Here is a 25,433-nt window from a genome sequence, read left to right on the forward strand (position 1 = left end):
GGGTGCGTTCCGTCAGACGAGGACCACCCGCACCCCCGCCTCCTCGAACCCCCGTACGGTCTCCGGTCCCGCCGCCGAGTCCGTGACCAGGGTGTCCACCGACTCCACCGGGCAGATCCGGGCGAACGCGCGCTGCCCGAGCTTGCTGGAGTCCGCGGCGACGACCACCCGCTCGGCCCGCTCGCACAGCAGGCGGTTGATCGCGGCCTCCGCCTCGTCGTGCGCCGCCGCGCCGTGCGTGACGTCGAGCGCCACCACGCCGAGCACGGCCACATCGACGGTGATCTGGCCGAGGACGCCGTCCGCGAGCGGGCCGATGAGCTCGTACGACTGCGGGCGCGCGACCCCACCCGTCACCACGATCTTGAACTGCGGGCGTACGGCCAGCTCGTTGGCGATGTTCAGCGCGTTGGTGACGACGGTCAGCGCGGGGGAGCCTGAGGTCAGGTCGCCGCGCACCGCCAGGGCCCGTGCCACCTCCGTCGTGGTCGTGCCGCCGGTGAGCCCGACCGCCTCGCCGGGGGCGATCAGGCCGGCGACCGCGGTGGCGATGCGCTGCTTCTGGGAGGCGTGGCGGGCCGTCTTGTAGCGCAGCGGCAGTTCGTACGAGACGCCGTGCACCACCGCGCCGCCCCGGGTGCGCACCAGCATCTGCTGCTCGGCCAGCCGGTCGAAGTCGCGGCGGATCGTCGCGGCCGACACCTCCAGCTCGGCCGCCGCCTCCTCGACATCCAGCCGGCCGCGCTCGACGAGCAGCTCCAGCAGTGCCTTCCAGCGGGCGTCGCGTGACATCCGCACTCTCCGTTCCTCGGCCTCGGGGTGACCTTAACGCACCGCAATCGCGTCACGAATGCTTGCTCGTGCTTGAAAAGGGGCAGTAACGTGCATGAACAATCACAGCGGAGGGTGCGGCATGACACATGTCGAGGACGAGCTGACCAGCCAGCCCGAGTGCTGGGCCCGCGCGGCCGCCGGGGCGACCGCGTACAAGGAGGCGCTGCCCGGAGTGGGGGAGCGCGTGGCGATCGTGGGATGCGGGACCTCCTTCTTCATGGCGCAGTCCGCCGCCGTGCTGCGGGAGCGGGCCGGGCAGGGGGAGACGGACGCCTTCGCGGCCTCCGAGTTCCCGTACGGACGCGCCTACGACCGGGTGGTCGCCCTCACCCGGTCCGGCACCACCACCGAGGTCCTCGAACTCCTCGGGCGGCTCGGCGGGGGGACCCGTACCACGGCGATCACCGCCGACCCGCGCACGCCGGTGGCGGACGTGGCCGACGACCTGGTCGTCCTCGAGTACGCGGACGAACGGTCCGTCGTGCAGACCCGGTTCGCCACCACCGCCCTCACCGTGCTCCGCGCCCACCTCGGCCTGCACAGGGACGCCGTGGTCGCCGACGCCCGCACGGCGCTGGAGCTGCCGCTGCCCGAAGGGCTCGCCGGCTGCTCGCAGTTCACCTTCCTCGGCCGCGGCTGGACGGTCGGGCTCGCGCACGAGGCCGGGCTGAAGATGCGGGAGGCCGCGCAGGCGTGGACCGAGGCGTATCCGGCGATGGAGTACCGGCACGGCCCCATCAGCATCACGACCAGCGGGACCGCCACCTGGATGCTCGGCGACGCGCCCGAGGGGCTCGCCGAACAGGTGCGGGAGACCGGCGGGTTGTGGGTGACCGGGCGCCTCGACCCGCTCGCCGAACTCGTCCGCGTCCATCGGCTCGCGGCCGCCCTGGCCGCCGCCCGCGGCCTCGACCCCGACCGGCCGCGCCATCTGACCCGCTCCGTGGTCCTGACCCCCGCCGCCGGCACGGACGCCCGGTGAGCGGCGGGGCACAAGAGCGGGTGGACGGGTTCGGGTTCGGGTTCGGGGAGAAGGAGGAGTCATGACCCTCGCAGCCACCGGCGAGCTGGTCGCCGCCGCCGTCGCGGAGCGCGGTGCCGTCGCCGCGTTCAACATCATCACCATCGAGCACGTCGAGGCGGTGGTTGCGGGCGCCGAGGCGGTGGACGCCCCGGTCGTGCTCCAAGTCAGCGAGAACACCGTCGGATTCCGCCAGGGGCGGCTGCTGCCGCTCGCCCGGGCCGCCGCGGCGGCGGCCGCACGAGCCGCCGTGCCGGTCGCCCTGCACCTCGACCACGTCCACAGCGACGAACTGCTCCGGCAGGCGCCCGACGCCGGGTTCAGCTCCGTGATGTACGACGCCGCCCGGCTGCCCTACGAGGAGAACCTCGCCGCCACCCGTGCCGCGGCCGACTGGGCCCACGCCCACGGGCTCTGGATCGAGGCCGAGTTGGGGCAGGTCGGCGGCAAGAACGGCGAACCGCCGCCGGATCCGCACGCCCCCGGCGCCCGGACCGACCCGGGCGAGGCCGCCGCCTTCGTGGCGGATGCGCAGGTCGACGCCCTGGCCGTCGCGGTGGGCAGCACGCACGCCATGACGACCCGCACGGCCGCACTCGACCACGGCCTGCTCAAGCGGCTGAGCGCCGGGCTCGACGTACCGCTCGTGCTGCACGGCTCGTCCGGGCTGCCGGACGACGAACTGGCGGCGGCGGTCGCCGGCGGTATCGCGAAGGTCAACATCGGGACCGCCCTGAACGTCGCGATGACCGGCGCGATCCGGGAGTTCCTCGCCGCGCGCCCCGAGGCGGTCGACTCGCGCGGATATCTCGGGGCCGGACGGGAGGCGATGGCCGGCACCGTGGCCCGTCTGATCACCGTGCTCGGGGACGGTGGCACGCACGCGGCCGCGCGCGTCTCTCCGTGAGCCCGGCTCCGTTGCGCACCGGCCCGTCCGGCAGGCGGTCACCGCCGTGCCCGCGAGCGTCCGGCCGCGCCGCGGGCCGGACGTGCCGCGGGCCGCACGTGCGAACCACCGCTTCTACTTCCTGACGGCCTTCAGGACCACGAACTTCGCGTCGCTCGCGACCAGTTCACCGTTGCCGAAGAGGCGGCGCAGTTTCACGTGGTGACCCAGGTGGCGATTGCCGACCACCCACAGCTCGCCGCCCGGGCGCAGGACGCGCCGCGCCCCCGTGAACATGCGCCACGCCGTGGCGTCCGTCGTCGCCTGATGGGAGTGGAACGGCGGGTTGGTGAGCACGAGGTCGACGCTCGCGTCCGGCACCCCCGCCAGACCGTCGCCCACCCGGAAATCCGCCGCCCCCCGCGCGTTGTCCCGGTACGTCGCCGCCGCCGAGGCCACCGCCTGGTACGACTCGTCGACGAAGAGCACCTCGGCCCGCGGATCGGACAACGCGACGGCCAGCCCGACGACCCCGTTGCCGCAGCCCAGGTCGACCACCCGTCCCCCGCCCGCGTCGCGCGGCAGGTGCCGCAGGAAGAACCGGGTCCCGACGTCGAGACGGTCCGCGCAGAAGACCCCCGCGTGGTTGGTGACGGTCCGGCCGGACACCGGGCCGATGCCCTCGGGGAGCCGGTACCGGTACGGCCAGGGGTCGGCACCCCGTTCGATGCCCGGGTCCGGGGTGCAGAAGACGAGCCGTGCCTTCTGCTCGGCGAGCGAGGTGCGAGTGGGTCCGAGGATCCGCTCGAACAGTCTCAGCGTCGAGGTGTGGATCTCCTTGACCATGCCTGTGCCGACGACCACCGTGCCCTCGTGCACCCCGGGCGCCAGCCGGTGCAGCTGGTCCTCCAGCAGCGCGAGGCTCTTCGGAATCCGCACGAGGAGGACGTCGATGCGGGGCGGGGGATCGTCCCGGGTGGTCAGGAGCCGTACGGCATCCGCCTCGACGCCGGCCCGCGCCAGATTCGCGCGGGTCGCCTCATGGGCCAGGTACGAGTCGGTGATCTGCGTGGGACGGTGTGCCGCGAGCGCCGTGGTGAGCGCGCCCCACCGGTCGCCGAGGACCACGACCTCACCGCTGAGGGGCACGCCGCCGGTCGCGAGGTGCCGCAGCAGATACGCGTCGGACGCGTCCCAGGCGCGCAGGCGGTCGCGGGGGTCTTCCGGGAAGCGGGTCAGCGTGTACGCGCCCCAGGGTGTGGTCAGCGGGTCGTTCATCGTCGTCCAGGCTAGCCGAGCCGCAGGTCGACGCCGTCCCCGGCCGGAGGCCGCGGTCCCGCCGGCCGGCCGGTGTCCGTGATGATGGAGTCATGGACGCCGAGCTGTTTCCGCGAGCCCGCAGACGGGGCGCACCCGGCACGGTCCAAGTGCCGCACCGGCCGGACGCGGGCCGTCGGCGGCGGCTCCTGACGGCCCTCCGGGTGTGGGCCCGGCCGCCCGCCGGCCCGCGGACCGCGCGTACCGCACCGGCGGACACGGGGCCGACCGGCCGGCTCGGCAGCACGCAGTCGGCCGGTGGCTTCGGACCGGCCGTGGATCCGATCATGGGAGACTCCCCCTCATGAACGGCAAGGCAGCCCCCCGGACGGCAGGGGAAGGGAACGCGCGCACACGCCTCGACCGGGGGCGCGGTGCCCTCGGTCCCGCGCTGGAGCTGGTGCACACCGGACGCGCGCCGACGCGCGCCGTGCTCACCGCCGAGCTGGGCGTCACCCGCGCGACCGCCGGAGCGGTGGCCGCCGAACTGGAGGCACTGGGGCTGATCCGGGTCGACGCGCATCCGGGGGCCGCCGCCGGTGCGCAGGGTCGGCCCTCGCACCGGCTCGAGGTCGCCGGGGACGGGCCCGTTGCGCTCGCGGCCCAGGTGCACGCGGACGGCTTCCGGGCCGCACTCGTCGGGCTCGGCGGCCGGATCGTCGCGACCGCGCCTCGCTGCGAGACCGTCGACGCCGACCCGGCCAAAGTGCTCGGCGCGGTGGTCGACGCGGGCGCGGAGTTGCTGCGCGAGACCGGGCGGCGCTGTGTGGGCGCGGGGCTCGCCGTGCCGTCCGCGGTCGCCGAGCCCGAGGGCCTCGCCCTGAACCCCCTCCACCTCGACTGGCCCGCGGGAGCGCCCGTCCGCGAGATATTCGCCGAGCGGGTGCGCGCCGCGGGCATCACCGGGCCCGCGTTCGCCGCCAACGACGTCAACCTGGCCGCCCTCGCCGAGCACCGGCACGGCGCCGGCCGCGGCTCCCGCGATCTGCTGTGCGTGGCCACCGGACACCGGGGCGTGGGCGGTGCGCTGGTGCTGGACGGGCGGCTGCACACCGGCAGCTCGGGGCTCGCGCTGGAGGTCGGTCACCTCACCGTCAACCCCGAGGGGCGCCCCTGCCACTGCGGCAGCCGAGGCTGCCTCGACGTGGAGGCGGACCCGCTGGCCCTGCTCGCGGCGGCGGGACGCGAGGCCGGCCCCGAGGTCTCCCAGCTGGAGCAGGCCGACGACCTCGTCCGCACGGGATACCGGACGGACCCGGACGTCCGTACCGCCGTCGAGACGCTGATCGACCGGCTGGGCCTCGGCCTCGCCGGGCTCGTCAACATCCTCAACCCGGACCGCATCATCCTCGGCGGACTGCACCGCACCCTGCTCGACGCCGATCCCGAGCGGCTGCGCGCCGTCGTCGCCGACCGCAGCCTGTGGGGCCGCAGCGGCGGGGTTCCGATCCTGGCGTGCACGCTGGACCACAACAGCCTGGTCGGGGCGGCGGAGTTGGCGTGGCAGCCCGTGCTGGACGATCCGCTGGCGGCACTCGCCTGAGCGGCCGGCCGTCAGAGGGCGAGGTACTGCGCCACCCCGTTGCCGAGCGACCAGTCCGCCGGCGCGTTCTCCGTGACGGTGACGAACACGTTGCGCGGCTCGGTCCCCGCACAGGCGTGGGCCAGCTCGGCGATCCGCCGGTACAGCGCCTGCTTCTGCGCGGGGGTGCGACCCGAGCGCATCGTGATCGCGACGAACACGATGCCCTCGTCGCGGTGCACCCCGGGACAGTCGCCGTGGCCCAGCATGCCGCGGGTGCCGTCATGGCCGGTCAAGACCTGGAACCGGTCGGCGGGAGGGATGCCGAGCGTCTCGACCAGGGCCTCGTGCACGGCGCGGCCGAGCGCGTCGAGCCGGTCGCCGTCGGTCGTCAGGGCGTCGATGCGGACGAAGGGCATGCCTGCGTCCTCCTTTCGGGGAGGTGGAGCGGAGGGATCCGGCGGGCCCCGCGCCGTCGCCCGCCGCCGGTGGTCAGGGCCAGTCGACGGCGAGGGCCCGGCCGGGGTTCTCCGTCAGGACGAGGCCGACCAGTTCCTTCCCCAGGTCGGCCTCGAGCCGGGGCCGTACCCGGCGCAGCAGATACGGCATTCCGGGACCGCCGTCGACCGACCGCGCCCCGGCGACGACGGTGTCCCCGCCGAGCAGCAGCCGGTGTCCGAACCCCGCCTCCGCCAGCGCCCGCACGGCGTCGGGCATGCGCCAGTCCGTGGCGTGATGGGCCCGGGACGGCCCGTCGAAGGCCAGATAGGCACCCGCGGCGGCGGCCTGCCGGTGGATCACCGGGTCGGGGGAGCGGTTGAGGTGTCCGAGGATCACCCGGTGCGGCGCGACCCCCGCCTCGCCGCACAACAGGTCCAGTACGTCCAGGGCGCCCGTGCCCAGCTCCAGGTGCACGGCGATCGGCGCGCCCGTCGCGTGGTGCGCCTCGGCCGCCGCGGTCATCGTCCGGCGGGCGTGCGCGTCGAGGGCGTGGAAGCCGCCCGCCACCTTGATGAGCCCGGCCCGGACCCCCGACGTGCCGATGCCCTCGGTGAGTTCGGAGACGAAGACCTCGGCGAGCTGGCCGCGCAACTCGTCGACCGTGCCCGGGGCGCAGTGCGCCGCCTGGTGCAGGCCGGTCGCGCAGACCACGTGGACCCCGGTGGCCCGGGAGAGCTCCGGCAGGTCCGCGGCCCGCCGCCCCATGCCGTACGGCGTCCACTGGACGACGGCCGACCCGCCCGCCGCGCGGAACGCGGCGAGCTCGGCCCGGGCGGCGCCGGCGTCGTTCAGCTCCTGACCGCGGAACACCGGACTGCTGAGGAAGAGATGGTCGTGGGCGTCGCAGACGCCCAGTTCCGCGGGATGCACATCGCCGAGGACCGTGCGGACACGGCTCACCACTGCCGTCCCCGCGGCAGCCCGCCCCGCCCGGGGGCCGACACATGCAGCACCTGGAAGACCTCCCCGGCGGCCTCGGGCGTGTCGTGGTCCCAGAGCGAGAAGTGGACCAGCTCCCAGCGGTGCGGGTCGGCGGCCGACGCCGCCAGCACCGCGCCGTCCTGCGCGGCGAGCCGCCCGGTCTCGCGCACGGCGTCCTCCATGACGTCGGACAGCCGCGCCCCCTCGGGCACCTGCTGCCGCCGCCGCACGGCGACGACGGCGGGCGAGCCGGGGGCGGCCCCCTCCTCGTACGCCAGCCCCGTCCACTGCTGGACCTCCGGACGCCCGAAGTCGCCCACGAGCCCCTGGAAGGGGCCGCCCCAGAGGAAGGAGCTCATGCCCTCGACCGTGTTCCACAGGTAGAACGGCGCGTACTGGTTGACCGGGGAGCCGTGCGCACCCCGCTCGCGCATCAGATAGGCCTTGATGCCGAGGCCGTCCCAGTCGTCGAGCAGATGCCCGACGCGGGACACCCGGCCGCGGATGATGCCCATGTCGTAGTCGGCGGGCAGGGTCAGCTCGTACTGCATGGCATGCAACTGGCGTCTCCTCAGGCGGTGGGGTACTCGGGGCCGGTGAGCGCGCCCCACTCGGTGGTCGTGCCGTCCTCGGCCGCCTCACAGACCGCCAGGTGCGTCATGAAGGTGCGGGGCCCGGCCCCGTGCCAGTGCCATTCGCCGGGCTCGACCCACACGGTGTCGCCCGCCCTGATCGGTTCCACGTCACCGCCCCTGCGCTGCACCAGGCCCTCGCCGTCCCGGACGTGCAGGGCCTGGCCGTAGGGATGGCGGTGCCACGCGGTGCGGGCGCCGGGGGCGAAGCGGACGGTGAACATCCGCAGCCGGGAGGGAAGGGGAGGCGCCGCGATCTCGTCGATCCAGACCGTGCCCGTGAAGTTCTCGGGCGGGCCCTGCCAGGTGTCGGGGCGCTGTCTCGTGATGCGCACGCGGAACTCCTCGTCAAGCGGTAGCGGGTCGGAGAAGGGAGAGCAGACCCCGCACCCCGGCGTCGAAGGCCGCCGGCGAACCCGAGGCACGGGCCAGCACATAGCCGCCCTGGACGGTCGACAGGATCGTCGCCGCGACCTCCTCGGCGTCCAGGGAGGGCACGAACTGGCCCTGTTCCTTGCCCTCTTCGACGATTGCGGCGAGCTGCTCCCGCAGCCAGTCGATGGTCTCGTCGACGGGACCGCGCAGCTCGTCGCTGGCGACCACGTCCGGGTCCATCGTCAGCCGGCCGATGGGGCAGCCGCGCAGCACGTCACGCTCGCGCCGCAGATACGCCTCGATCCGCTGGTACGGGGTCCCGGGCCCGCCGAGCACGTCCTGCGCGGTGGCGCGCATCTCCTCGGCGGTACGGCGGATCGCGGCGAGCGCCAGGTCGGGCTTGCCCGTGAAGTGGTGGTACATGCTGCCCTGGCCGGCGCCGGCGCGCTCCAGGATCGCCTTGGGGCTGGTGCCGACGTAGCCGCGCTCCCACAGCAGCTCGCGGGTGGACTCGATCAGTCGCTCGGGGGTGCTCATGCAGAGATTGTACATACTAGTAGGTACAGAAATCGAGCCTCGGTCGCCACCAGGGCTCGGCGGGCGGCGGCGGTCGCCCGCGTACTCCCGGCGGGGTATCCGCACTGCCGCCGGCCGTACGACGACCCGGGCCCCCTCGTTCGGCGAGTCTGTGGTCATCACCCCAGCACCGACGAACCGACCGAACCGACGGACCGACGGACCGACGAACCGACCGAGGAGATGACCCGAGATGCAGACCCTGGCCCACTGGGGCGGCGGGCCCGGCCCCTGGATCCTGTTCTTCCCGCTGATCTGGGTGGCCGTCCTGCTCGGCGCCCTGACCTTCCTGCGCCGCACCGCCTGGCGGGGCCGTGGCGCGCCGTGGCGCGGGGTGGACGGCCGTCCGGCGGGCGACTCTCCGATCGCCGTCCTCGGCCGCCGTTTCGCCTCCGGCGAGATCGACGAGGACGAGTACTGGCGCCGGCTCTCCGTCCTGGACGAGCAGTTCGGCCGTACGGGCAAGCGCGACGCCGCATGACGTCCCTCCCGCCCGTCACCCGCCGGGCGCCGACGCCGGTGGTCCGCGAAGGCAGGCGCGGGCGGCGCCTGTTGCGGCCGACGGCCGACGGCCGTCGGCCCGTGGGCCGGATCCGGTCCCGGCCGCGGGCCGTGCTTCGCCGGGAGCCGGCCCCGTAGGGCGGCACCGCCGTCGGACGCGCCGCCGGACGCCTCCGCGCGCCCCGACCGGGGTGGCGGAGGCGTCCGCGCGCCCGCGGCCGGTGCCTCCGCCGGGCCGCCTCCGGCCCGGTGGGGGGCCGTCCCGACGTGTGGCGCGCCGACGCCGTGGAACGAGGCGGGCGACGCCCCCGCCGGCGGTGTACCGGTCGCGGGTCACCGCCCGGTCAGCCGGCAACGGCGGACCGGGCGGGAGCGTGTTCCGTCGTGCGATCGCCGACCGCGAGAGCGCGGGCCGGCGCCTCCAGGGGCTTCTCGTACGGCGTGAGGGCCGGCAGCGGCCGGGCGGGTGCCTGTGCCGGTGCGGGAAGCGTGAACCAGACGACCTTTCCCGAGTCGCCGTCCTGACGCGCCCCCCAACTGTCGGCCACCGCGGCGACCATGGCGAGACCGCGTCCGCTGGTGTCCGTGCAGTCCGACTCGCGCAGCTCGGGCAGGCGCGGGTCGTGGTCGTGCACCGAGACGGTGAGCCGGTCGAGCAGCAGCTCGATCTCCACGGTGCACGTCTTGTCGGGCCGGGCGTGCAGGTGGACGTTCGTCAACAACTCCGTCACACCGAGCGCGGCCCGGTCGATCAGGGGATCGAGGTGCCAGTAGCGCAACTGCGCCGATACGATTCTGCGGACCTGGCCGATCCGCGACGGCAGGGCTTGGAGCTCCACCGTGCAGTGCCTGCTTGGCTGGCTGATCACGGCTGCGACTCCCCGAATTGAGTCCGGAAGACGACGGGATCGGATCCAGCAGGAGGGCTGGCCTGTGTGCCGCCTGCTGTGCGGCGGAGTGCTCCGGCCGCTGGGTGCGGAACGGCTTCGTACGGGGGCCGCCCGCGGTCGTGACCGGCGGGCTGGTTCTTCAGCGTAATCGCCGGTAAACCGAGAGTGATGTGAGACCAGCGTGACGCACGAGGTGACGTCGTGCAACTCGCGCCACGCTCAGTCCTCGCGCCCGCCCGCCTTGCGGACCGCCTCGATGAACCGCCGCGCCGACGAGGGGCGGGGCCGTCCCGGCGCGGGGTCCTGGTCGCCGAGTGTCAGTGAATACCGGGTGCCGTTGACATCGGCCAACGCCCGGTCCTCCGGCGCGAACCAGGGTTTCGAAGCGCGCACGGCCCGGACCGGGGCGCTGTCGATCTCGCTGCCGTAACTCGTGAGCAGCCGCAGCCTGCCGTCCCTGATACGGACCTCTCCTGCCCGGGTGAGCGACCGCAGCCCCTTCCCGATCCGCACGCCCGTGGCCGTGAACTCCGGCTCCGCCATCCTGCTCCGCCCCCTTGCCCATGCGGTCGTGCCCGTCCCTGACCGCGTGCGGACGCGATCCGGCGTGGGTTCGACCGACCCGGTCGTGATCCAGTGTCCATCCCCGCACGGGCCGGTGGCGCACGGTGTCCGGATGCGCCGGTCGGCGGCCCATGCCGTGCAGTCTGCCCGCAGCCGACGGCTCGCACCAGTGCGCACGGGCGGCTCACGCGGGGCATCCGGCGCACTCGCATGGATGCGCCCCCCACCGTGCCCCGCCGCGTGCCACAGGGCGCCTTTGAGCTGCCCAAAGATACGTTTATGCAGGTGGGAAGCGTTTTGGGAGGTGTCTATCATCGAGGCGTCCGACCGCGTGAACCCGGCGTCGGCACCCCCCCGGTAAGGAGCCCCCGCCGTGAGCACCCCCCCGATCGCCCGCCCCGGCGAGACCCTCGACGTCGACCACAGCGACGCCGAGTACCGGAGCTGGCTCAAGGACGCCGTCCGCAGGGTACAGGCCGACGCCAACCGCTCGGCCGACACGCACCTGCTCCGCTTCCCGCTGCCCGAGCACTGGGGCATCGACCTGTACCTGAAGGACGAGTCGACCCACCCCACCGGCAGTCTCAAGCACCGCCTCGCCCGGTCTCTGTTCCTGTACGGCCTGTGCAACGGCTGGATCCGGCCGGGCCGCCCGGTGATCGAGGCGTCCAGCGGGTCGACGGCCGTCTCCGAGGCGTACTTCGCCAAGCTCGTCGGTGTGCCCTTCATCGCGGTGATGCCGCGCACGACGAGCGCCGAGAAGTGCCGCCTCATCGAGTTCCACGGCGGGCGGTGCCACTTCGTCGACGACCCGCGCGGGATGTACGAGGAGTCGGCCGCCCTCGCGGCGGAGACCGGCGGCCACTACATGGACCAGTTCACCTACGCCGAACGGGCCACGGACTGGCGCGGCAACAACAACATCGCCGAGTCCGTCTTCCGCCAGCTGGAGTTGGAGCGGTTCCCGGAGCCCGCGTGGATCGTCGCCACGGCCGGCACCGGCGGCACGTCGGCGACCATCGCCCGGTACGTCCGGTACATGCAGTACGACACCCGGGTCTGCGTGGCCGATCCGGAGAACTCGTGCTTCTTCGAGGGGTGGACGGCCGGCGATCCGGACTTCACCTGCGACGGCGGCTCGCGCATCGAGGGCATCGGCCGGCCGCGGATGGAGCCCAGCTTCCTGCCCGCCGCCGTCGACCGCATGATGAAGGTCCCGGACGCGGCGGCCGTCGCCGCGGTGCGGGCCCTGGAAGGGGCCATGGGCCGCAAGGCGGGCGGCTCGACCGGCACGGGTCTGTGGAGCGCGCTCAAGATCGTCGCGGAGATGGTGGCCGAGGGGCGGACGGGCAGTGTGGTGACCCTGCTGTGCGACCCGGGCGACCGCTACCTGGACAAGTACTACTCGGACGGGTGGCTCGCGGGGCAGGGGCTGGACATCGCTCCGTACACCACGGCGATCGAGTCCCTGCTGGAGACCGGGGTGTGGCCCGGCTGAACCCCCTCAGGCGTTCTGTGCCGCCAGCCGGCGGTCCAGCGCGGTCACCGCGCCCCGGAAGGCGCGTCCCAGGCCCGTCCGCGCCGCTCTCAGCGCGAAGCGGAAGACGGCCGGCCCGTCGCCCGCGAAGGTCCACTGCACCCGGGTGCCGGTGCCGGAGGGTGTGAGCCGCCACTCCTCGAGGAGGGCGTGCACACCGGGCGCGTTGGTCTCGTCGACCCGGTACGCGTACACCTCGTTCGGTGTGGCCGCCACCACCGTCTCCCGGAAGCGGATGCCGCCCGTCAGGCGCACCTCGCGCCCGGCACCGTCGTCGACGGGCCGCGCGGAGGCCACCGCGGCGAACCACTCGCTCCAGCCGGGGACGTCCTCGGCGAGGGCCCGGAAGACCACCTCGGGGGAGGCCGCGACCTCGCGCGCGAACGCCAGCCGCACGGGAGCGGTCCGCGCGAAGTCGAGTTCCACCGGACGCAGACGGCGTGCCATGGACGAACCTCCTCGCCGGAAACGAACGCCCCCGAACGGAGGCGGTGCCACCGGGGCGGGCGCCACCATAGCTGGCCGACCGTCAGATGTCTTCGGTTTCCCCGGGTTCCTCACCGGCCACCACCAGCCGCCTGAGGTGCTCGGAGATCTCCTCCCGCGCCTCGGCCGGGAGCCCGGCATCGGTGACCAGTGTGTCGACCTGGTCCAGCGCGGCGAACGAACTGAGGCCTACCGTGCCCCACTTGGTGTGGTCCGCGACCACCACCACGCGCCGTGCTGACTGCACCAGCCGCCGGTTGGTCTCCGCCTCCGCCAGGTTCGGCGTCGACAGACCGGCCTCCGCCGATATCCCGTGCACCCCGAGGAACAGCACATCGAAGTGGAGCGATGCGATCGCCTGGTCGGCCACGGGCCCCACCAGCGAGTCGGAGGGCGTGCGCACCCCGCCGGTCAGCACCACCGTCGCCGCGCCCTGCCGCCGGCCCGAGGAGCGCTGCGCCGAGTGGAAGACGTCCGCCACCCGCACCGAGTTGGTGACGACGGTCAGATCCGGCACGTCGAGAAGGTGGTGGGCCAGCGCGTACGTCGTCGTGCCACCGGACAGGGCGATCGCCGTGCCCGGTGCGACCAGCTCGGCCGCGGCCCGCGCGATGTCCTCCTTGGCCGTCAGCTCCATTCCCGACTTGGCCTCGAACCCCGGCTCGTGCGTGCTCGCCTCCACCACCGGCACCGCGCCGCCGTGCACCTTCTCCAGTACGCCCTGCCGGGCCAGTGCGTCGAGGTCGCGGCGGACCGTCATGTCGGAGACGCCGAGCTTCCGCGTCAGCTCGTTCACGCGGACGCCGCCGCGCCGGCGCACCTCGTCCACGATCAGGGCGCGGCGCTGCTCCGCGAGGAGGTTCTGATTCTCGCTCACGTCCGCTCCGCTCCGTTTCGCCCGATCAGTTCGACCCACCATGCGCACCCGCTCCGACGAGGCCGTTCCCCCGTCACCGGTGGCAGGACGTCTCATCCTCGCACGGGTCGCCGCCGCGGGCGCCACCCCCCGTGCCCCACGGGGGCGCCGTCCACCGCCGGGCGCGCTCACTCGTATCGGGGAGATTCCGTGACAACAGGTGTGCGGGCCCGTGTCAGCGGAGAACCTGAGCCTGCACACGACACACGGTACGCAGCGCGGGGGAAGAGCAGAACAGTGGAGCGTGCACGGGAAGCACAGGAACACGAGGGGGAGCGGGGCGGCGCCGGGCACCGGTCCGCGGCGGCCGCACCCGCACTGGAACTCCTGGTCCACGGAGTGGGCGGCACCACGCCCGAGGAGATGCTGCGCGATCCGCGGACGGTCCGGATCACCGGCGACCGCACGGCCGCCGTCTACCGGCGGGCCGACGACACCGACGCGGAACGGCACCCGGAGAACCACCGCGGCCGCCCCGTGCCGGAGGCGTACGTCTGGTGCAATCTCACATCCGGAAACGCCGCACGCGCCCTGTGGCTGTTGCTGCTGCCGTTCATGGTGGCCAACCTCGCGCACTGGATGCGCCCCATGACGACCGGCCGGCCGCGGACCGTCCGGCTGTACGGGCTGATCGTCCGGCTGCTCGGGCTCACCCTGACCGTGCTGCTGGTGGCGGCGGCCTGCGAGGTGGCCCTGGACCTGGGCGCCTGGCAGTGCGCGGGCACGCGCGCGTGCGTCGGGCGCCACCCGTGGCTCGGCTTCCTCTCGCCCGCCGCCCCCGACGCCGGCTGGTGGAGCACGCCGGGCCGGCGCCTCGCCCTGGCCTCGCTGGTGCCCGTGGCGCTCACCGGCCTGCTCTGGTACCTCTCGCACCGCACCTGGAGCGCCTACGAGTCCGAGCAGCCGGTCTCCCACCCGGCCGAGCCCGGCGAGGAGGAGCACCGCTCCGCGCTCGGCCGGCCCGGGTTCTGGTACGGGCGCCGGCTGGTGGCCCGGCTGCGTGCCGCGCACACCGCCGCGGGCTTCCTGACCGTCGCGGCCGCGCTCGGCAGCCCCGCCGCCCGCCACGACCGCCGCCACGGAGGGGTCGCGCTGCAGTCCCTCGGATGGCTTCTGGCCTCCGCCCTCCTCGTCGGCGCGGCGGCCGCGGTCTGGGTGGTGTGCAGCCGTGGCCGCACCGAGCAGCGGCTCGACCGCGACCTCGACCGCGGGCTGGTGCGGTGGCTGCCCCGGGGGGCGCTCGCCGTGCTGCTCCTGACCACGGTGTACACGGGCTGGTCGCGCCCCGGCTGGCGGTCGGCGGGCCGGCTGCCGGGCGACACGACCTTCGGCGCGCTCGCCCTCGCGCAGGGAGTCCTGGTCGTCGCGCTCGGCGTCGTCGCCCATGTCCTCCACCGGGCCCGCCCCGACGCGCGCGCCGCGATGCGCGGACAGGCAGGACCCGCCGTCGCCATGCTGGCCTGCGCGCTCGGCGGCGTGATGTCCGGCGGCGTGGCCCAGCGGGTCGCCGACTGGCTGGACGGCACCGGGCAGGCCATGGCCGGCCCGCCCGTCGTGCTCACCTGGCAGGCGTCCACCATCCCGCCCCTGCTCCTCGTCCTTCTCGTCCTCGTCGGCTGGCTGGCCCGGCGCACCTGGCTGCTGCGGCGGGCCGAGACCGAAGCGGTCGAACGCGACTACCCGGGCGAGCCCGACGACTCGGCCCGCACCCTGCGCATCGCGAGCGCACGCGCGATGGCCGTCCTCACCGACCGGGCCCCGCTCGTCGTCGGCATCGTGTCCGCGGTGACGCTGCTGCTGGGCGCGGTGGCCCTGGTGGGGGCCTTCGCCACCGACGACACGCCGGAAGGGGCCGCGCACGGCACGGTTCCCCTCGTCCGGGGCGCCGCCGAGACCGCGCAGGCGCTCGGCTCCTGGCTGATCGGCGTGGGCTTCCTGCTCTTCGTCACCTGGGGCCGGCGCGCCTACAAGGACGCGTCCGCGCGCCGCACCATCGGCATCCTGTGGGACGTCGGCACGTTCTGGCCGCGCGCCGCACACCCCTTCGCGCCCCCCTGCTACGCCGAGCGCGCCGTGCCGGACCTGACCTGGCGCATGGCCGCCTGGACGGGCACCACCGGGGGACGGCTGGTCCTCTCGGGCCACTCCCAGGGCAGCGTGCTGGCGGCGGCCGCGGCCTGGCAACTGGGGCCGTCCGCCCGCAAGCGGGTGGCGCTCCTGACCTACGGCTCGCCGCTGGAACGGCTGTACGGGCGCTGGTTCCCGGCGTACTTCGGCCCGGCCTCGCTCAGCGCCCTGCATCGCGAGGTCGACTGCTGGCGCAATCTGTTCCGCCGCACCGATCCGATCGGCGGCCCCATCGGGCTGCCCGGCGACTGCGGCCCACAGGTGGACCGCGCACCGCTGAAGGACCCTCTCGCCCACGGCCGCACACGGCAGGACCCGCTGCCTGCTCCGATCCTCGGGCACAGCGAGTACCAGGCGGACCCGGCCTTCGCCGAGGAGCGGAAGCGGCTGCTGGCGCGGCTGCGGCCGGGGCTGCCGGGGCCGCGCCCGGCGGACGCGCCCGCCGGACCGGAGCCGGAGGACGCGCCTGTAGGGCCGGGGGCCGGGGGCGGGCCTGTAGGGCCGGGGGCCGGGGACGCGTCTGTAGGACCGGAGCCCGGGGGCGTGTCTGCCGCACCGGAGGCCGGGGACGTGTCTGCCGGGTCGGAGCCCGCGCAGCCGGACGGCGCGTCCGGGGACGCGCCCGCAGCGCCGGGCGCGTAGCAGGGGCCTGAGGTGCTCCGGCGCCGGGCGCGCAGCAGGGGCCTGAGGTGCTCCGGCGCCGGGCGCGGGACCGGTGAGGCGGTGGCTCAGGGCAGCTCCGGCAGATCCTCCGGGTAGAGGAGCGTCAGGTCGTCCGTGCTGGTCTCCGCCAGCTGGGCGACCCGGCCCGCGTGCCGCTCCACCATCGCCTCGAACGTCTGGCGCGCCGTACGGCCGTTGCCGAAGGTCGGCCCCTTCGGAATCGCCGTGAAGTACTTCAGCAGCGCCTCGCCGGTGCCCGGTCCCAGCCGGTACTCGTGCTCCTCGGCCTGCTGCTCCACGATCCGCAGCAGTTCCTCGGCGCCGTAGTCGCCGAAGGTGATGGTCCGTGAGAAGCGGGAGGCGACGCCGGGGTTGACGGCCAGGAACCGCTCCATCTCGGCCGTGTACCCCGCGACGATCACCACGACGGCGTCGCGGTGGTCCTCCATCAGCTTCACCAGCGTGTCTATGGCCTCACGCCCGAAGTCGCGCCCGGAGTCCTCCGGCGACAGGGCGTACGCCTCGTCGATGAACAGCACTCCGCCGCGCGCCCGGTCGAAGGCCTCCTGGGTGCGGATCGCGGTGGATCCGATGTGCTCACCCACCAGGTCGACCCGGGACACCTCGACGAGATGGCCCTTCTCCAGGACGCCGAGCGAGGCCAGGATCTCGCCGTAGAGCCGGGCGACCGTCGTCTTGCCGGTGCCGGGGGAGCCGGTGAACACCAGATGCCGGCGCGCGGACGCCGCCTTCAGACCCGCCTGCTGGCGGCGGCGCCCCACCTCGATCATGTCGGTCAGGGCGCGCACCTCGCGCTTGACGCTCTCCAGGCCCACCAGGGCGTCGAGTTCACCGAGTACGTCCTGCGAGGTGCGCGCGGGCCTCTCGGGCTCCTGGGCGGCCGTGACGTAGGGCTCCTGCTCGGTGCTGCGCTGGCCGGGGATGGCGCCCAGCAGGCCGGGGGACAGGCTCGCCTTCTGCACGGCGGCCTCCTGGGCCACCACGGGCCGCAGCCCGGCGCTCTCGTCGCTGGTGCAGTCCTCGACGACGGCGCCGCCCCCACCCGGCGCGTCCGGTCCGCCGTCCGCGAACTCGTAGCCCCCGCGGGCGCACCGCTCGGTACGGCACTTCTTCAGCGTCGCACGGCAGCCGTCGATCACATGGAAGCCGTAGCCGCCGCTGCCCGTGACCCGGCAGTTCAGGAAGCTGCCCCGGGCGCCCGCGGAGACGTAGAAGCCCGCCTCCGCCGGTGCCGTCACCGTGCACCGCTCGATGGTGGGGTCGGCGCCCTTGGTGACGATCACCCCCGTCTGGGTGCCGTCGACGGTGCATCCGGAGAGCGTGCCGCCGCTGCCGTGGTCCCGGAACCAGGCGCCCGTCGCCGCGTCCCGGATCCGGCAGTCGTCGAGCTGCGCGGTGGCGCCGTCGCTCACCGACACCGCCGTGTTGCGCACCTGCGTGAGGTCGCTGTCCACGACGTCCGCGCGCGAACCGCGGTCGAGGACGAACAGCGCGTCCGGCACGTCGTGCACCCGGCAGGACTCGAGCACCGTGGTCGCGCCGTCGCTGACCCACACCGCCGGGTAGTCGCCGGTGCTGTCGAAGATCTCGCACTGGTTGGCGTCCACGCGGGTGCCCGGGTCCCACACCGACAGGCCGTTGCGCCCGAACTGGCGCACCGTCGTGCGGGTCAGCGTGAGCACCGAGCGGGACCGCAGGTCGACCGCGTTCTCCGGGACGTCGTGGATGCGGCAGTCCGCGAGGGTCAGCACGGCGTCGGTGTCGAGCGTGACACCGTCGGCGGTCGTGCGGTGCACATCGCAGTCCGTCAGGTGCGCCGTGGCCCGCCCGGTGATCTGCACCCCGGAGCCCCGGATCTCGTACACCTCGCAACCGACCGCTTCCAGCGCGGAGTTCTCCCCGGTCGCCGCCAGGCCCGCGCCCGAGGTGTGGTGCACACGGCAGCGCTCCAGCCGCGGGTGCCCGCCGCCGCGGACCGCGACGCCCGACTGGGCGGCCGCCACGACCTCGCACTCCTCGAACACCCCGCCGCCACCGTCGACGACGGCGATGCCGATGCCCGCCGGGTTGTCGACGGTGCAGCGCCTGACCGTGGGGCGGGCGCCGCCGCGGACCTCTATGCCGGCCGCGGACCGCGTCATGATGCGCAGGTCCACCAGCTCCGCCGCGCCCTCCTCGACGAGCAGGGCGGGCGCGGCCGCGTCCTGGCCCTCGATGTGCAGGTCCTGGACCACGGCGGAGGCCCGCACGGTCAGCGGCACCCCGTCGATGGGCGCGATGCGCACCGAGCCCGCGGAGCCCTCCGGCCCGCGCAGTGTCACCGCCCGCTGGACGACGAGGTTCTCCCGGTAGGTGCCGGGAGCCACGGTGAGGACGTCCCCGTCCCCAGCGGCCTCCAGGGCGGCGGCGAGCGATGCGTACTCACCTGTGCGGCGCCGCCACCGCGATGTGCCGGTGTGCGTCACCTGGACCGTGCCCTGTGCCATGGCGCTGCTGTGCCCCCACCTCGGTGCTCACGCGGGTTCTCGTGAAGAAGCCGGACAGCCGATCGGCCCGGCCGGTCCACCGTAGCGTGCGCGGACGTGCCCGGTTGACCGGAGCCGGAAGGCCGTCAACTGCCCGTGCCGGTGCGGCCCCAGTCGGGGCCGGCCTTGTCCCATGCCTGGTCCCACCGGGCGTACCGGCGACACACCATGCGCCAGACGATCAGCCGGCGGCCGCCTTCGACGAGTGCCGCGGTCATCGCGGCCACCCCGAAACCGGCCAGCACGGCGTGGGTCGTCGCCGTGGCGCCGTCCAACGGGCGGCTCACCGTGCGGCCGTGGTCGTCGGTCCAGAGCCTGAAGCGGTCGCCCGGGTGGGGAGACTTGAGGGCCGCCAGGACCGCGCCGTGCCGTGCGGTGCCGTCCGGCGCGGTCCAGTCGGCGAGCACACGGCTGTGGGCGTCCCGCGCCGAGGACGTCTCGGGATCCGGGTCCGGTGAGCCGCGGCCGAGCTTCCTGACGACGGTGGCCGTCACCAGGTGGCGGGTGCGCCACTGGTCGCGGACCGACCGTTGGAGGGAGTTGTCGGCGGCCGCCCCGGCCAGGCACCCGGCCACGGGTGCGGCGACGAGGATCAGCAGCAGCGCGACGAGCGCCACCCAGGATTCGACCAGATCGGTCGTACGGCGCAGTGGATTGTGCCGCCAGCGCCACAGACCGCCGATCGCACGCACCGTCCCGCACCCCCTTCCGCGTCCGTGACGACCCCCGCCCCCGTGAACGTCTCATCCCCTCACAACGACCGTGCCCGGCCATCGGGTTCCCACGGAGGTGCCGTCTGACGGATCCTTCTCGGCCAGACCCGAGGATTCCCGTCCGGAGCACGGCGGGAGCAGGGGAGAGCAAGCGGCGTGACACGGTCGCCGGCCCGGCCGGGCCGAAGCGGGTCAGGGCCTAGTGGAGGACGGTGACCGGATCGCCGACGCGGACCGTGCCGGGCGTCTCCGGCACCAGGTTCTGTCCGAAGACGAGGTGGCCGCCGAAGCCGCGGTGGCGGGCCAGGGAGCGCAACGGCTCCTTGCCGCGCTCGCCGGTGGCCTGGTCCGTGGTGGTCACGACGCAGCGTCCGCACATCTCGGCGACCCGGAGGACGACCTCGCCGACGGCGATCCGCTGCCAGCCGTCCTCCGCCCAGGACGCGGTGCCGTCCACCACGAGATTGGGCCGGAACCGGTTCATGGGCAGCGGCCCCTCATGGGGGCGGTCGCCCTGTGCGATCAGGGAGTTGAGCGCGTTCAGGGACGCCACCGTGGTGAGCAGCAGCGGGTAGGCGTCCGCCAGGCTCACGCTCTCGCCCGGGCGCCCGCGGGCCGGGTCGAGGGGTCGGCGGACGGCGGGATCGTCGAGGTGGACGAGGGTCACGTCCTCGCCGAGGTAGCCGCTGAACCACGCGCTCGGCCCCGGACCGGCGGCGACCGTCTCGATCTCCTCCCCCGCCCACGTGGCGGTGGTCGTACCGGTCGGCCCGGGTACGGCGACGGTCAGCGGCTCCAGGCCGGGTGCGGACACCCGGATCCCGCCGCCGGGCAGGAGCTCGGCGGCGGCCGACGCGAGGCGCGGGCGCTCGCGTTGGGTGACGATCCTGCCCGCCGTGTCGATCAGTGCCCAGCGCCGGTCCCCGTCCAGCCCCCATCGCTCCACGACGGCCTCGTGGCGGTCCTGAGCCCGCAGTGCCTTGACCGGGTGGATGTGGATCGAGCGCAGCACTGGATTCGGCATGAGGCCATCGTGTCATCGGGCGCCGACGGCCTCACCCCGTGAGGCGGATCAGTATCCGCGGTACTGCTGCCCGTTGTTGTACGGGTCCTGGTACGGCGCCGCCGGGGCGGGGCGCGGCGCCGCGGGGCGCATCGCCTCGTACCCGGTGCCCGCGGCCATCGGCCGCGGTGGCTGCATCTGCTGGGGACCCGGGTAGCCGCGCGGTCCCGCCTGCTGCGGGATGTACGCGGTCGGGGCCTGCTGCAGCGGCGCGGGCATGGGTGCCTGCGGGTAGCCGTAGGAGGGGGTCTGGGGGGAGGGGCCGGCGGGAAGCGCGGGCAGGGCCGACGGCAGCGCGGGCAGATTGCCGCCCGGCGTCTCGTACGCGGAGGGAACCCGGATCGGAGCGATCTGTGGGGTGCCCCGCTCGGCGACGAGCGAGTCGTAGATCGGAGTGTCCGGGAAGGGCGACGCGGAGTAGTAGCCGCCGCCATAAGTGGAGCGGGGGGAGGTCATGGCACATAAGTTAAGCCCACGATGTGCTGGTTGGGGAGACCGATAAGAGGGTTGTTTTCCGTGTCCTGGGTGACGTGGGATCCCCAATGCGAGCGAACTTGGCAAAAAGGGGCAGCAAACGGTGTTTGGATCCTGTAAAGGCCGAGTTCCGGGAGGGTTACCGGCGGTTGAAGGAAGGGCCGAGCGGCGGTCTTCCGGTAGAGGTCATGGGAGTTCGGGGCCCGGGGGAATAGGTTGGCCGGAACGGATGCAACGGACCACCGCGCCTCGGCCTTGGCACGGTGACACCTGATGGGGGCGGACATGTCAATGCCGAAAGGGTCGAATCTCCAGGTGCCGACGACGGCACTGCGCGTCGAATTGGGCTGGCGCTCCGGACCTGGTGTGCCCGACGCGGACGCCTCGGCGCTGCTGCTGGTCGCCGGCAAGGTCCGCACCGACGGCGACTTCGTCTTCTACAACCAGGCCACGCACCCCTCCGGCGCGGTCCGCCACGAGGGCAAGCGGGACGTGGGCGGCCAGGTGACGGACTCACTCCTCGTGGACCTCGCGCGCATGGAGCCCGCGATCGAGACCGTGGTGCTCGCCGCCTCCACCGACGGCGGAACCTTCGGGCAGGTGCCCGGTCTGTCCATCCGCGTGCTCGACGCGCAGCGGGGCACCGAGGTGGCGCGCTTCGACCCCACCGCGACCGTCGAGACCGCGTTCGTGCTCGGCGAGTTCTACCGCCGTCAGGGAGCGTGGAAGTTCCGCGCCGTGGGACAGGGCTACAGCAGCGGACTCGAGGGGCTCGCCACGGACTACGGGATCACGGTGGACGAGCCGCAGCACGCGGTGCCGCCGCCGCCCGCGCCCGTCACCCGCGTCGACTGGCCGGCCGCGCCGGTCACCATGTCCCCGCCGCCCGCACCGCCCGCACCCCCCGTGCCCGCCCTGCCGGTCACCGTCCCGCCCCCCGCCGGCGTCTACGGCGCTCCGCCGCCGCTGCCCGTTGCCCCCTCGGCGCCCCAGCCCCCGGTCAGCCTCAGCAAGGTCACCCTCACCAAACAGGCCCCCTCGGTCTCGCTGGCCAAGCAGGGCGGCACGTCCGGTGCCCTGCGCGTGAACCTCAACTGGCAGGTGCGCAAACAGTTCTCCGGATGGGGCAGGAAACGCGGCCGGGCGGTGGCCATGCACGCCGACCTCGACCTGGACCTGTGCGCGCTGTACGAGCTGTCCGACGGCAGGAAGGGCGTCGTCCAGGCGCTCGGCAACGCCTTCGGCGCGCTGCACCAGCCCCCGTACATCCACCTCGACGGCGACGACCGCACGGGTGCCGTCGAGAGCGGCGAGAACCTCACCGTCAGCCTCGACCACCAGCAGAGCTTCCGGCGCATCCTCATCTTCGTGACGATCTACGAGGGCGCCCGGTCCTTCGCCGACCTGCACGCCACGGTCACGCTCCAGCCGCAGCACGGCGCTCCCATCGAGTTCTTCCTCGACGAGTGCACGGTGCCCTCGACCGTGTGCGCGCTCGCCCTCATCACCAACACGGGCGGCGACCTGGTCGTCCGGCGCGAGGCCCGCTACCTGGTCCCGGAGCGCGGCGTCAGCCCCCAGCGCACCATCGACCACGCCTACGGGTGGGGCATGAACTGGACCCCCGGCAGGAAGTGACCGCGTCGGTCACCGTTCGTCGAGCGCGGCGTCCGGACGTGCGTAGGTGCGGCCCTTCCAGGCCGCACCGCGCCCCCTGTAGTGCTGCACCGCCGAATCGACCGTCATGAGGAGGTACAGGACCGCGGTCACCGGCAGCAACGGCGCGAGCCACAGCGGCTGACGGTAGTAGCGCAGCATGGGAACGTACGTCGCCGTCATCACCACTTTCGCGAGCCCGCCGAGCACCATCGCCGCGACGTCGTCCGTGACGAGCCCGGCGACCAGGGCCACGGACGGCACCAGGTAGACGAGCACGAGCCCCAGCACCGTACCGGCGAGCAGCAGCGGACTGTGCCGGAGCTGGGCATAGGCACTGCGCGAGACCATCCGCCACAGGTCGTGCAGCCGCGGATACGGGCGCACACTGTCGACATGGTCGGCCAGCCCGAGCCAGATACGGCCGCCGCTGTTCTTGACCGCCCGCGCGAGCGCCACGTCGTCGATGACGGCCTGCCGGACGGCGTCGGGGATCCGCGCCCGCTCGGCCGCGTCGGTGCGCAGCAGGACGCAGCCGCCCGCCGCGGCCGCCGTGCGCGATCCTTCCCGCGCGACCCATCGGAACGGATACAACTGCGAGAAGAAGTACACGAAGGCGGGTACGACGAGCCGCTCCCCCATGCTCTGCACCCGCAGCCGGGCCATCTGCGAGACGAGATCGAAACCGCCGGTGCGCGCCGCCGCGACCAAGGAGCGCAGGGTGTCGGGCGCGTGCGCGATGTCGGCGTCCGTCAGGAGCAGGTACTCGGGCGCACGCGCGCGTGCCAGTCCGATTCCGTGGCGCACGGCCCACAGCTTGCCGGTCCAGCCCGCGGGTGGCTCGCCCGGGGAGCCGACCGTCAGCGGCAGTCCGCCGTGCCGGCCGGCCAGTTCACGGGCCAGCTCCCCGGTGCCGTCCGAACTGCCGTCGTCGATCAGGAAGACCTCGGCACGTCCCGGATAGTCCTGGGCCAGCAACGAGGGAAGACTCCGCGGGAGCACGGCGGCCTCGTCCCGCGCGGGCACGACGACACAGACGGGCGGCCACGACTCCGGGTCCCGGCGGGGCGGCAGCCGCAGATCCGTACGCCAGAAGAACCCCTGGCCCAGCAGCAGCCACAACCAGGCGGCCAATGACACGGCGGTGATCCACACAAGGGCACTCACCCGTCGAAGTCTGCCCCACCACGGCGGCCCGCCGGGGCTCATCGTCTATCGTTGCCGGGTGAAGATCGCGCTGATGGACTCCGGAATCGGACTGCTGCCGGCCGCCGCCGCAGTGCGGCGCCTGCGGCCCGACGCAGATCTCGTGCTCTCCCTGGACCCGGACGGCATGCCCTGGGGACCGCGGACTCCCGAGGACCTCACGCGGCGCGCCCTGGGTGTCGCCGAGGCCGCCGCGGCACACGCGCCCGACGCGCTGATCGTCGGCTGCAACACGGCGTCCGTGCACGCCCTGCCCGCTCTGCGGGCCCTCCTCGAACCGACCGTGCCCGTCATCGGCACCGTCCCGGCGATCAAGCCGGCCGCCGCGGGCGGGGGGCCGGTGGCGATCTGGGCGACGCCGGCCACCACCGGCAGTCCCTACCAGCGCGGCCTGATCCGCGACTTCGCCGACGGGGTCGAGGTCACCGAGGTCCCGTGCCCCGGACTCGCCGACGCGGTGGAGCGGGCGGACGAGGCGGCCGTCGCCGCGGCCGTCGCGGCGGCCGCGGCACGCACTCCGGCCGAGGTGACGACCCTCGTCCTGGGCTGCACCCACTACGAACTGGTCGCCGAGCGCATCCGCGCCGCCGTCCAGCAGCCCGGCCGGCCGCCGCTCGTCCTGCACGGCTCTGCCGGCGCCGTGGCCGCGCAGGCGCTGCGCCGGATCGGGGCGAGCCCCGCGCCGGAGGCTTCCCCTGGTGCCGGGGTGACCGTGCTGCTCAGCGGGCGCGGTGGCGCACTGCCCGCCGCGGCGCTGGCGTACGACGAGGGCAGGCTGCTGCGGACGGCCCTGGATGTGAGCTGAGTCACCGTCTCCCGGGGGTGACCACCGCGCAACCAGGTGCCCACGCTCCGGAACCTCGGTACGCTCGAGACATGAGGGACCACCCCCACGGTGACACGGCCACGCCCCCCGACATCTGGACGGGGCGGGCGACCAACCGCCTCCAGTGGCTTCTGTCCCTCGGCGGCGCCGCCTTCATGGCCCTCGGCATCGAACTGGCCGTCGACTCCGCCTGGACCTCCGGCATCGCGCCGCTCGTCATGGCCGTGGTGGGCTGCATCGCGGCCGGGCTGCTGGTCCTCTTCGGCACCCTCGCCTTCGTGCACGTCGCGGTGAGGGTCGACCACGAGTGCCTCGAGGTGCGCTGCGGCCACATCGGTGTGCCGCGCCGCCGCATCCCCCTCGCGAACGTCGCCCGCGCGGAATTCGTCCCGCGGGTCACCCCGCGCCAGTGGGGCGGCTGGGGCTACCGCTGGCGGCCGGAGAAGGGCACCGCCGTCGTCGTACGGCGGGGCGAGGGCCTCGCCCTGCGCCTGTGGGACGGCCACACCTTCACGATCACCGTGGACAACGCCGAGACGGCGGTACACGTCATCCGCGCCCGGTTGCGGCCCGGCCTGCCCGGCGCCACGCACTGAGCCGCGCCCGGAGCGCGGCACGCCACGGCGGTGGGTTCCTGGGTGCGGCACGCCACGGCGGTGGGTTCCCCAGGTGCTGCGCAC

The 25,433-nt window shown here is 74.1% G+C and carries 25 protein-coding genes; 9 read left to right on the forward strand and 16 right to left on the reverse strand.

Translation table 11 applies throughout. The annotated features are described in order from the left end of the window. Window positions 1–12: 12 nt before the first annotated feature. Window positions 13–792, reverse strand: coding sequence for a DeoR/GlpR family DNA-binding transcription regulator (locus ACFYMU_RS21860; RefSeq protein ID WP_388375529.1), 780 nt, complete (start codon window positions 790–792; stop codon window positions 13–15). A gap of 121 nt (window positions 793–913) precedes the next feature. Here ACFYMU_RS21860 and ACFYMU_RS21865 point away from each other — a divergent pair, with 121 nt between their 5' ends. Both ACFYMU_RS21865 and ACFYMU_RS21870 read left to right on the forward strand, forming a co-directional pair. Then, complete coding sequence (locus tag ACFYMU_RS21865; RefSeq protein ID WP_388375532.1) at window positions 914–1,816, forward strand: SIS domain-containing protein; 903 nt, start codon at window positions 914–916, stop codon at window positions 1,814–1,816. 61 nt (window positions 1,817–1,877) lie between these two features. Continuing rightward, the gene (locus ACFYMU_RS21870) at window positions 1,878–2,762 is read left to right on the forward strand and encodes a ketose-bisphosphate aldolase (RefSeq protein WP_388375535.1); all 885 of its coding nucleotides are present in this window, start codon (window positions 1,878–1,880) and stop codon (window positions 2,760–2,762) included. 114 nt (window positions 2,763–2,876) lie between these two features. Here the strand turns inward: ACFYMU_RS21870 and ACFYMU_RS21875 are convergent, their stop codons facing one another. After that, window positions 2,877–4,019 carry a methyltransferase gene (locus ACFYMU_RS21875; protein WP_388375538.1) on the reverse strand — a complete coding sequence of 381 codons (1,143 nt, stop codon included), beginning with the start codon at window positions 4,017–4,019 and terminating at the stop codon, window positions 2,877–2,879. A 343-nt stretch (window positions 4,020–4,362) separates the two neighbouring features. On the opposite strand from ACFYMU_RS21875, the gene ACFYMU_RS21880 reads away from it, so the two are divergent. After that, a complete protein-coding gene (locus tag ACFYMU_RS21880) occupies window positions 4,363–5,601 on the forward strand; it encodes an ROK family protein (RefSeq protein WP_388375540.1) in 1,239 nt (412 codons plus the stop codon). 11 nt (window positions 5,602–5,612) lie between these two features. Here ACFYMU_RS21880 and ACFYMU_RS21885 read toward each other — a convergent pair whose 3' ends face one another. The 5 genes from ACFYMU_RS21885 to ACFYMU_RS21905 form a co-directional block, all read right to left on the reverse strand. Then, window positions 5,613–5,999, reverse strand: coding sequence for a tautomerase family protein (locus tag ACFYMU_RS21885; RefSeq protein WP_388375543.1), 387 nt, complete (start codon window positions 5,997–5,999; stop codon window positions 5,613–5,615). A gap of 73 nt (window positions 6,000–6,072) precedes the next feature. Further along, window positions 6,073–6,984, reverse strand: coding sequence for a phosphotriesterase (locus ACFYMU_RS21890; RefSeq protein ID WP_388375546.1), 912 nt, complete (start codon window positions 6,982–6,984; stop codon window positions 6,073–6,075). Continuing rightward, window positions 6,978–7,562, reverse strand: coding sequence for a DUF4865 family protein (locus ACFYMU_RS21895; protein ID WP_388375548.1), 585 nt, complete (start codon window positions 7,560–7,562; stop codon window positions 6,978–6,980). Before ACFYMU_RS21895 ends, ACFYMU_RS21890 begins: the two co-directional genes overlap by 7 nt. Before the next feature lie 11 nt (window positions 7,563–7,573). Beyond that, complete coding sequence (locus tag ACFYMU_RS21900; protein ID WP_388375550.1) at window positions 7,574–7,969, reverse strand: cupin domain-containing protein; 396 nt, start codon at window positions 7,967–7,969, stop codon at window positions 7,574–7,576. A 13-nt stretch (window positions 7,970–7,982) separates the two neighbouring features. Then, window positions 7,983–8,546 (reverse strand): TetR/AcrR family transcriptional regulator, encoded by a 564-nt coding sequence (locus ACFYMU_RS21905; RefSeq protein ID WP_388375552.1) that lies wholly within the window; start codon window positions 8,544–8,546, stop codon window positions 7,983–7,985. A 232-nt stretch (window positions 8,547–8,778) separates the two neighbouring features. Between ACFYMU_RS21905 and ACFYMU_RS21910 the strand changes: the two genes are divergently transcribed. Then, window positions 8,779–9,066: an SHOCT domain-containing protein gene (locus tag ACFYMU_RS21910; protein WP_388375555.1), complete on the forward strand. Its 288-nt coding sequence runs from the start codon at window positions 8,779–8,781 to the stop codon at window positions 9,064–9,066. A gap of 364 nt (window positions 9,067–9,430) precedes the next feature. On the opposite strand, the gene ACFYMU_RS21915 is transcribed toward ACFYMU_RS21910, so the two are convergent. Together ACFYMU_RS21915 and ACFYMU_RS21920 are read right to left on the reverse strand one after the other, a co-directional pair. Then, a complete protein-coding gene (locus ACFYMU_RS21915) occupies window positions 9,431–9,955 on the reverse strand; it encodes an ATP-binding protein (protein WP_388375558.1) in 525 nt (174 codons plus the stop codon). Between the two features lie 240 nt (window positions 9,956–10,195). Then, a complete protein-coding gene (locus ACFYMU_RS21920) occupies window positions 10,196–10,519 on the reverse strand; it encodes a hypothetical protein (protein WP_388375561.1) in 324 nt (107 codons plus the stop codon). A 394-nt stretch (window positions 10,520–10,913) separates the two neighbouring features. Between ACFYMU_RS21920 and ACFYMU_RS21925 the strand changes: the two genes are divergently transcribed. Further along, window positions 10,914–12,038: a PLP-dependent cysteine synthase family protein gene (locus ACFYMU_RS21925; protein WP_388375564.1), complete on the forward strand. Its 1,125-nt coding sequence runs from the start codon at window positions 10,914–10,916 to the stop codon at window positions 12,036–12,038. Window positions 12,039–12,044: 6 nt separating this feature from the next. Here the strand turns inward: ACFYMU_RS21925 and ACFYMU_RS21930 are convergent, their stop codons facing one another. Together ACFYMU_RS21930 and ACFYMU_RS21935 are read right to left on the reverse strand one after the other, a co-directional pair. Then, a complete protein-coding gene (locus tag ACFYMU_RS21930; RefSeq protein ID WP_388375567.1) occupies window positions 12,045–12,524 on the reverse strand; it encodes an SRPBCC family protein in 480 nt (159 codons plus the stop codon). 82 nt (window positions 12,525–12,606) lie between these two features. Beyond that, entirely contained in the window at window positions 12,607–13,440 is an 834-nt protein-coding gene (locus tag ACFYMU_RS21935) for a DeoR/GlpR family DNA-binding transcription regulator (protein WP_388375570.1), read from the reverse strand. 276 nt (window positions 13,441–13,716) lie between these two features. On the opposite strand from ACFYMU_RS21935, the gene ACFYMU_RS21940 reads away from it, so the two are divergent. Continuing rightward, entirely contained in the window at window positions 13,717–16,248 is a 2,532-nt protein-coding gene (locus ACFYMU_RS21940; protein WP_388375572.1) for a hypothetical protein, read from the forward strand. Window positions 16,249–16,334: 86 nt separating this feature from the next. On the opposite strand, the gene ACFYMU_RS21945 is transcribed toward ACFYMU_RS21940, so the two are convergent. The 4 genes from ACFYMU_RS21945 to ACFYMU_RS21960 all read right to left on the reverse strand — a co-directional run bounded on the left by ACFYMU_RS21945 (window position 16,335) and on the right by ACFYMU_RS21960 (window position 21,047). Further along, window positions 16,335–18,776 carry a right-handed parallel beta-helix repeat-containing protein gene (locus tag ACFYMU_RS21945; protein WP_388375575.1) on the reverse strand — a complete coding sequence of 814 codons (2,442 nt, stop codon included), beginning with the start codon at window positions 18,774–18,776 and terminating at the stop codon, window positions 16,335–16,337. 125 nt (window positions 18,777–18,901) lie between these two features. Next, window positions 18,902–19,507, reverse strand: a complete 606-nt coding sequence (locus ACFYMU_RS21950; protein ID WP_388375577.1) for a hypothetical protein — start codon at window positions 19,505–19,507, stop codon at window positions 18,902–18,904. 220 nt (window positions 19,508–19,727) lie between these two features. Then, window positions 19,728–20,552: an MOSC domain-containing protein gene (locus tag ACFYMU_RS21955; protein WP_388375580.1), complete on the reverse strand. Its 825-nt coding sequence runs from the start codon at window positions 20,550–20,552 to the stop codon at window positions 19,728–19,730. A gap of 48 nt (window positions 20,553–20,600) precedes the next feature. Continuing rightward, the gene (locus tag ACFYMU_RS21960) at window positions 20,601–21,047 is read right to left on the reverse strand and encodes a DUF6643 family protein (protein WP_388375582.1); all 447 of its coding nucleotides are present in this window, start codon (window positions 21,045–21,047) and stop codon (window positions 20,601–20,603) included. Between the two features lie 303 nt (window positions 21,048–21,350). Between ACFYMU_RS21960 and ACFYMU_RS21965 the strand changes: the two genes are divergently transcribed. Then, window positions 21,351–22,703 carry a TerD family protein gene (locus ACFYMU_RS21965; RefSeq protein WP_388375585.1) on the forward strand — a complete coding sequence of 451 codons (1,353 nt, stop codon included), beginning with the start codon at window positions 21,351–21,353 and terminating at the stop codon, window positions 22,701–22,703. 9 nt (window positions 22,704–22,712) lie between these two features. Here the strand turns inward: ACFYMU_RS21965 and ACFYMU_RS21970 are convergent, their stop codons facing one another. After that, complete coding sequence (locus ACFYMU_RS21970; protein WP_388375589.1) at window positions 22,713–23,930, reverse strand: glycosyltransferase; 1,218 nt, start codon at window positions 23,928–23,930, stop codon at window positions 22,713–22,715. Window positions 23,931–23,946: 16 nt separating this feature from the next. Here ACFYMU_RS21970 and ACFYMU_RS21975 point away from each other — a divergent pair, with 16 nt between their 5' ends. Beyond that, window positions 23,947–24,732, forward strand: a complete 786-nt coding sequence (locus ACFYMU_RS21975) for a glutamate racemase (protein WP_388375592.1) — start codon at window positions 23,947–23,949, stop codon at window positions 24,730–24,732. 71 nt (window positions 24,733–24,803) lie between these two features. Beyond that, window positions 24,804–25,349 carry a hypothetical protein gene (locus ACFYMU_RS21980; RefSeq protein WP_388375595.1) on the forward strand — a complete coding sequence of 182 codons (546 nt, stop codon included), beginning with the start codon at window positions 24,804–24,806 and terminating at the stop codon, window positions 25,347–25,349. Window positions 25,350–25,433: the final 84 nt, after the last annotated feature.

It is taken from the genome of Streptomyces sp. NPDC007264, from assembly GCF_042869095.1.
GTDB lineage: Bacteria > Actinomycetota > Actinomycetes > Streptomycetales > Streptomycetaceae > Streptomyces.

Bases quoted from the DNA above. Each gene is read 5' to 3' on its own strand.
- ACFYMU_RS21910 (WP_388375555.1), top strand. From the start codon at position 8,779: ATGCAGACCCTGGCCCACTGGGGCGGCGGGCCCGGCCCCTGGATCCTG.
- ACFYMU_RS21860 (WP_388375529.1), bottom strand. From the start codon at position 792: ATGTCACGCGACGCCCGCTGGAAGGCACTGCTGGAGCTGCTCGTCGAG.
- ACFYMU_RS21945 (WP_388375575.1), bottom strand. From the start codon at position 18,776: ATGGCACAGGGCACGGTCCAGGTGACGCACACCGGCACATCGCGGTGG.
- ACFYMU_RS21980 (WP_388375595.1), top strand. From the start codon at position 24,804: ATGAGGGACCACCCCCACGGTGACACGGCCACGCCCCCCGACATCTGG.
- ACFYMU_RS21865 (WP_388375532.1), top strand. From the start codon at position 914: ATGACACATGTCGAGGACGAGCTGACCAGCCAGCCCGAGTGCTGGGCC.
- ACFYMU_RS21905 (WP_388375552.1), bottom strand. From the start codon at position 8,546: ATGAGCACCCCCGAGCGACTGATCGAGTCCACCCGCGAGCTGCTGTGG.
- ACFYMU_RS21880 (WP_388375540.1), top strand. From the start codon at position 4,363: ATGAACGGCAAGGCAGCCCCCCGGACGGCAGGGGAAGGGAACGCGCGC.
- ACFYMU_RS21885 (WP_388375543.1), bottom strand. From the start codon at position 5,999: ATGCCCTTCGTCCGCATCGACGCCCTGACGACCGACGGCGACCGGCTC.
- ACFYMU_RS21965 (WP_388375585.1), top strand. From the start codon at position 21,351: ATGTCAATGCCGAAAGGGTCGAATCTCCAGGTGCCGACGACGGCACTG.
- ACFYMU_RS21930 (WP_388375567.1), bottom strand. From the start codon at position 12,524: ATGGCACGCCGTCTGCGTCCGGTGGAACTCGACTTCGCGCGGACCGCT.
- ACFYMU_RS21920 (WP_388375561.1), bottom strand. From the start codon at position 10,519: ATGGCGGAGCCGGAGTTCACGGCCACGGGCGTGCGGATCGGGAAGGGG.
- ACFYMU_RS21960 (WP_388375582.1), bottom strand. From the start codon at position 21,047: ATGACCTCCCCCCGCTCCACTTATGGCGGCGGCTACTACTCCGCGTCG.
- ACFYMU_RS21870 (WP_388375535.1), top strand. From the start codon at position 1,878: ATGACCCTCGCAGCCACCGGCGAGCTGGTCGCCGCCGCCGTCGCGGAG.
- ACFYMU_RS21955 (WP_388375580.1), bottom strand. From the start codon at position 20,552: ATGCCGAATCCAGTGCTGCGCTCGATCCACATCCACCCGGTCAAGGCA.
- ACFYMU_RS21970 (WP_388375589.1), bottom strand. From the start codon at position 23,930: ATGAGCCCCGGCGGGCCGCCGTGGTGGGGCAGACTTCGACGGGTGAGT.
- ACFYMU_RS21875 (WP_388375538.1), bottom strand. From the start codon at position 4,019: ATGAACGACCCGCTGACCACACCCTGGGGCGCGTACACGCTGACCCGC.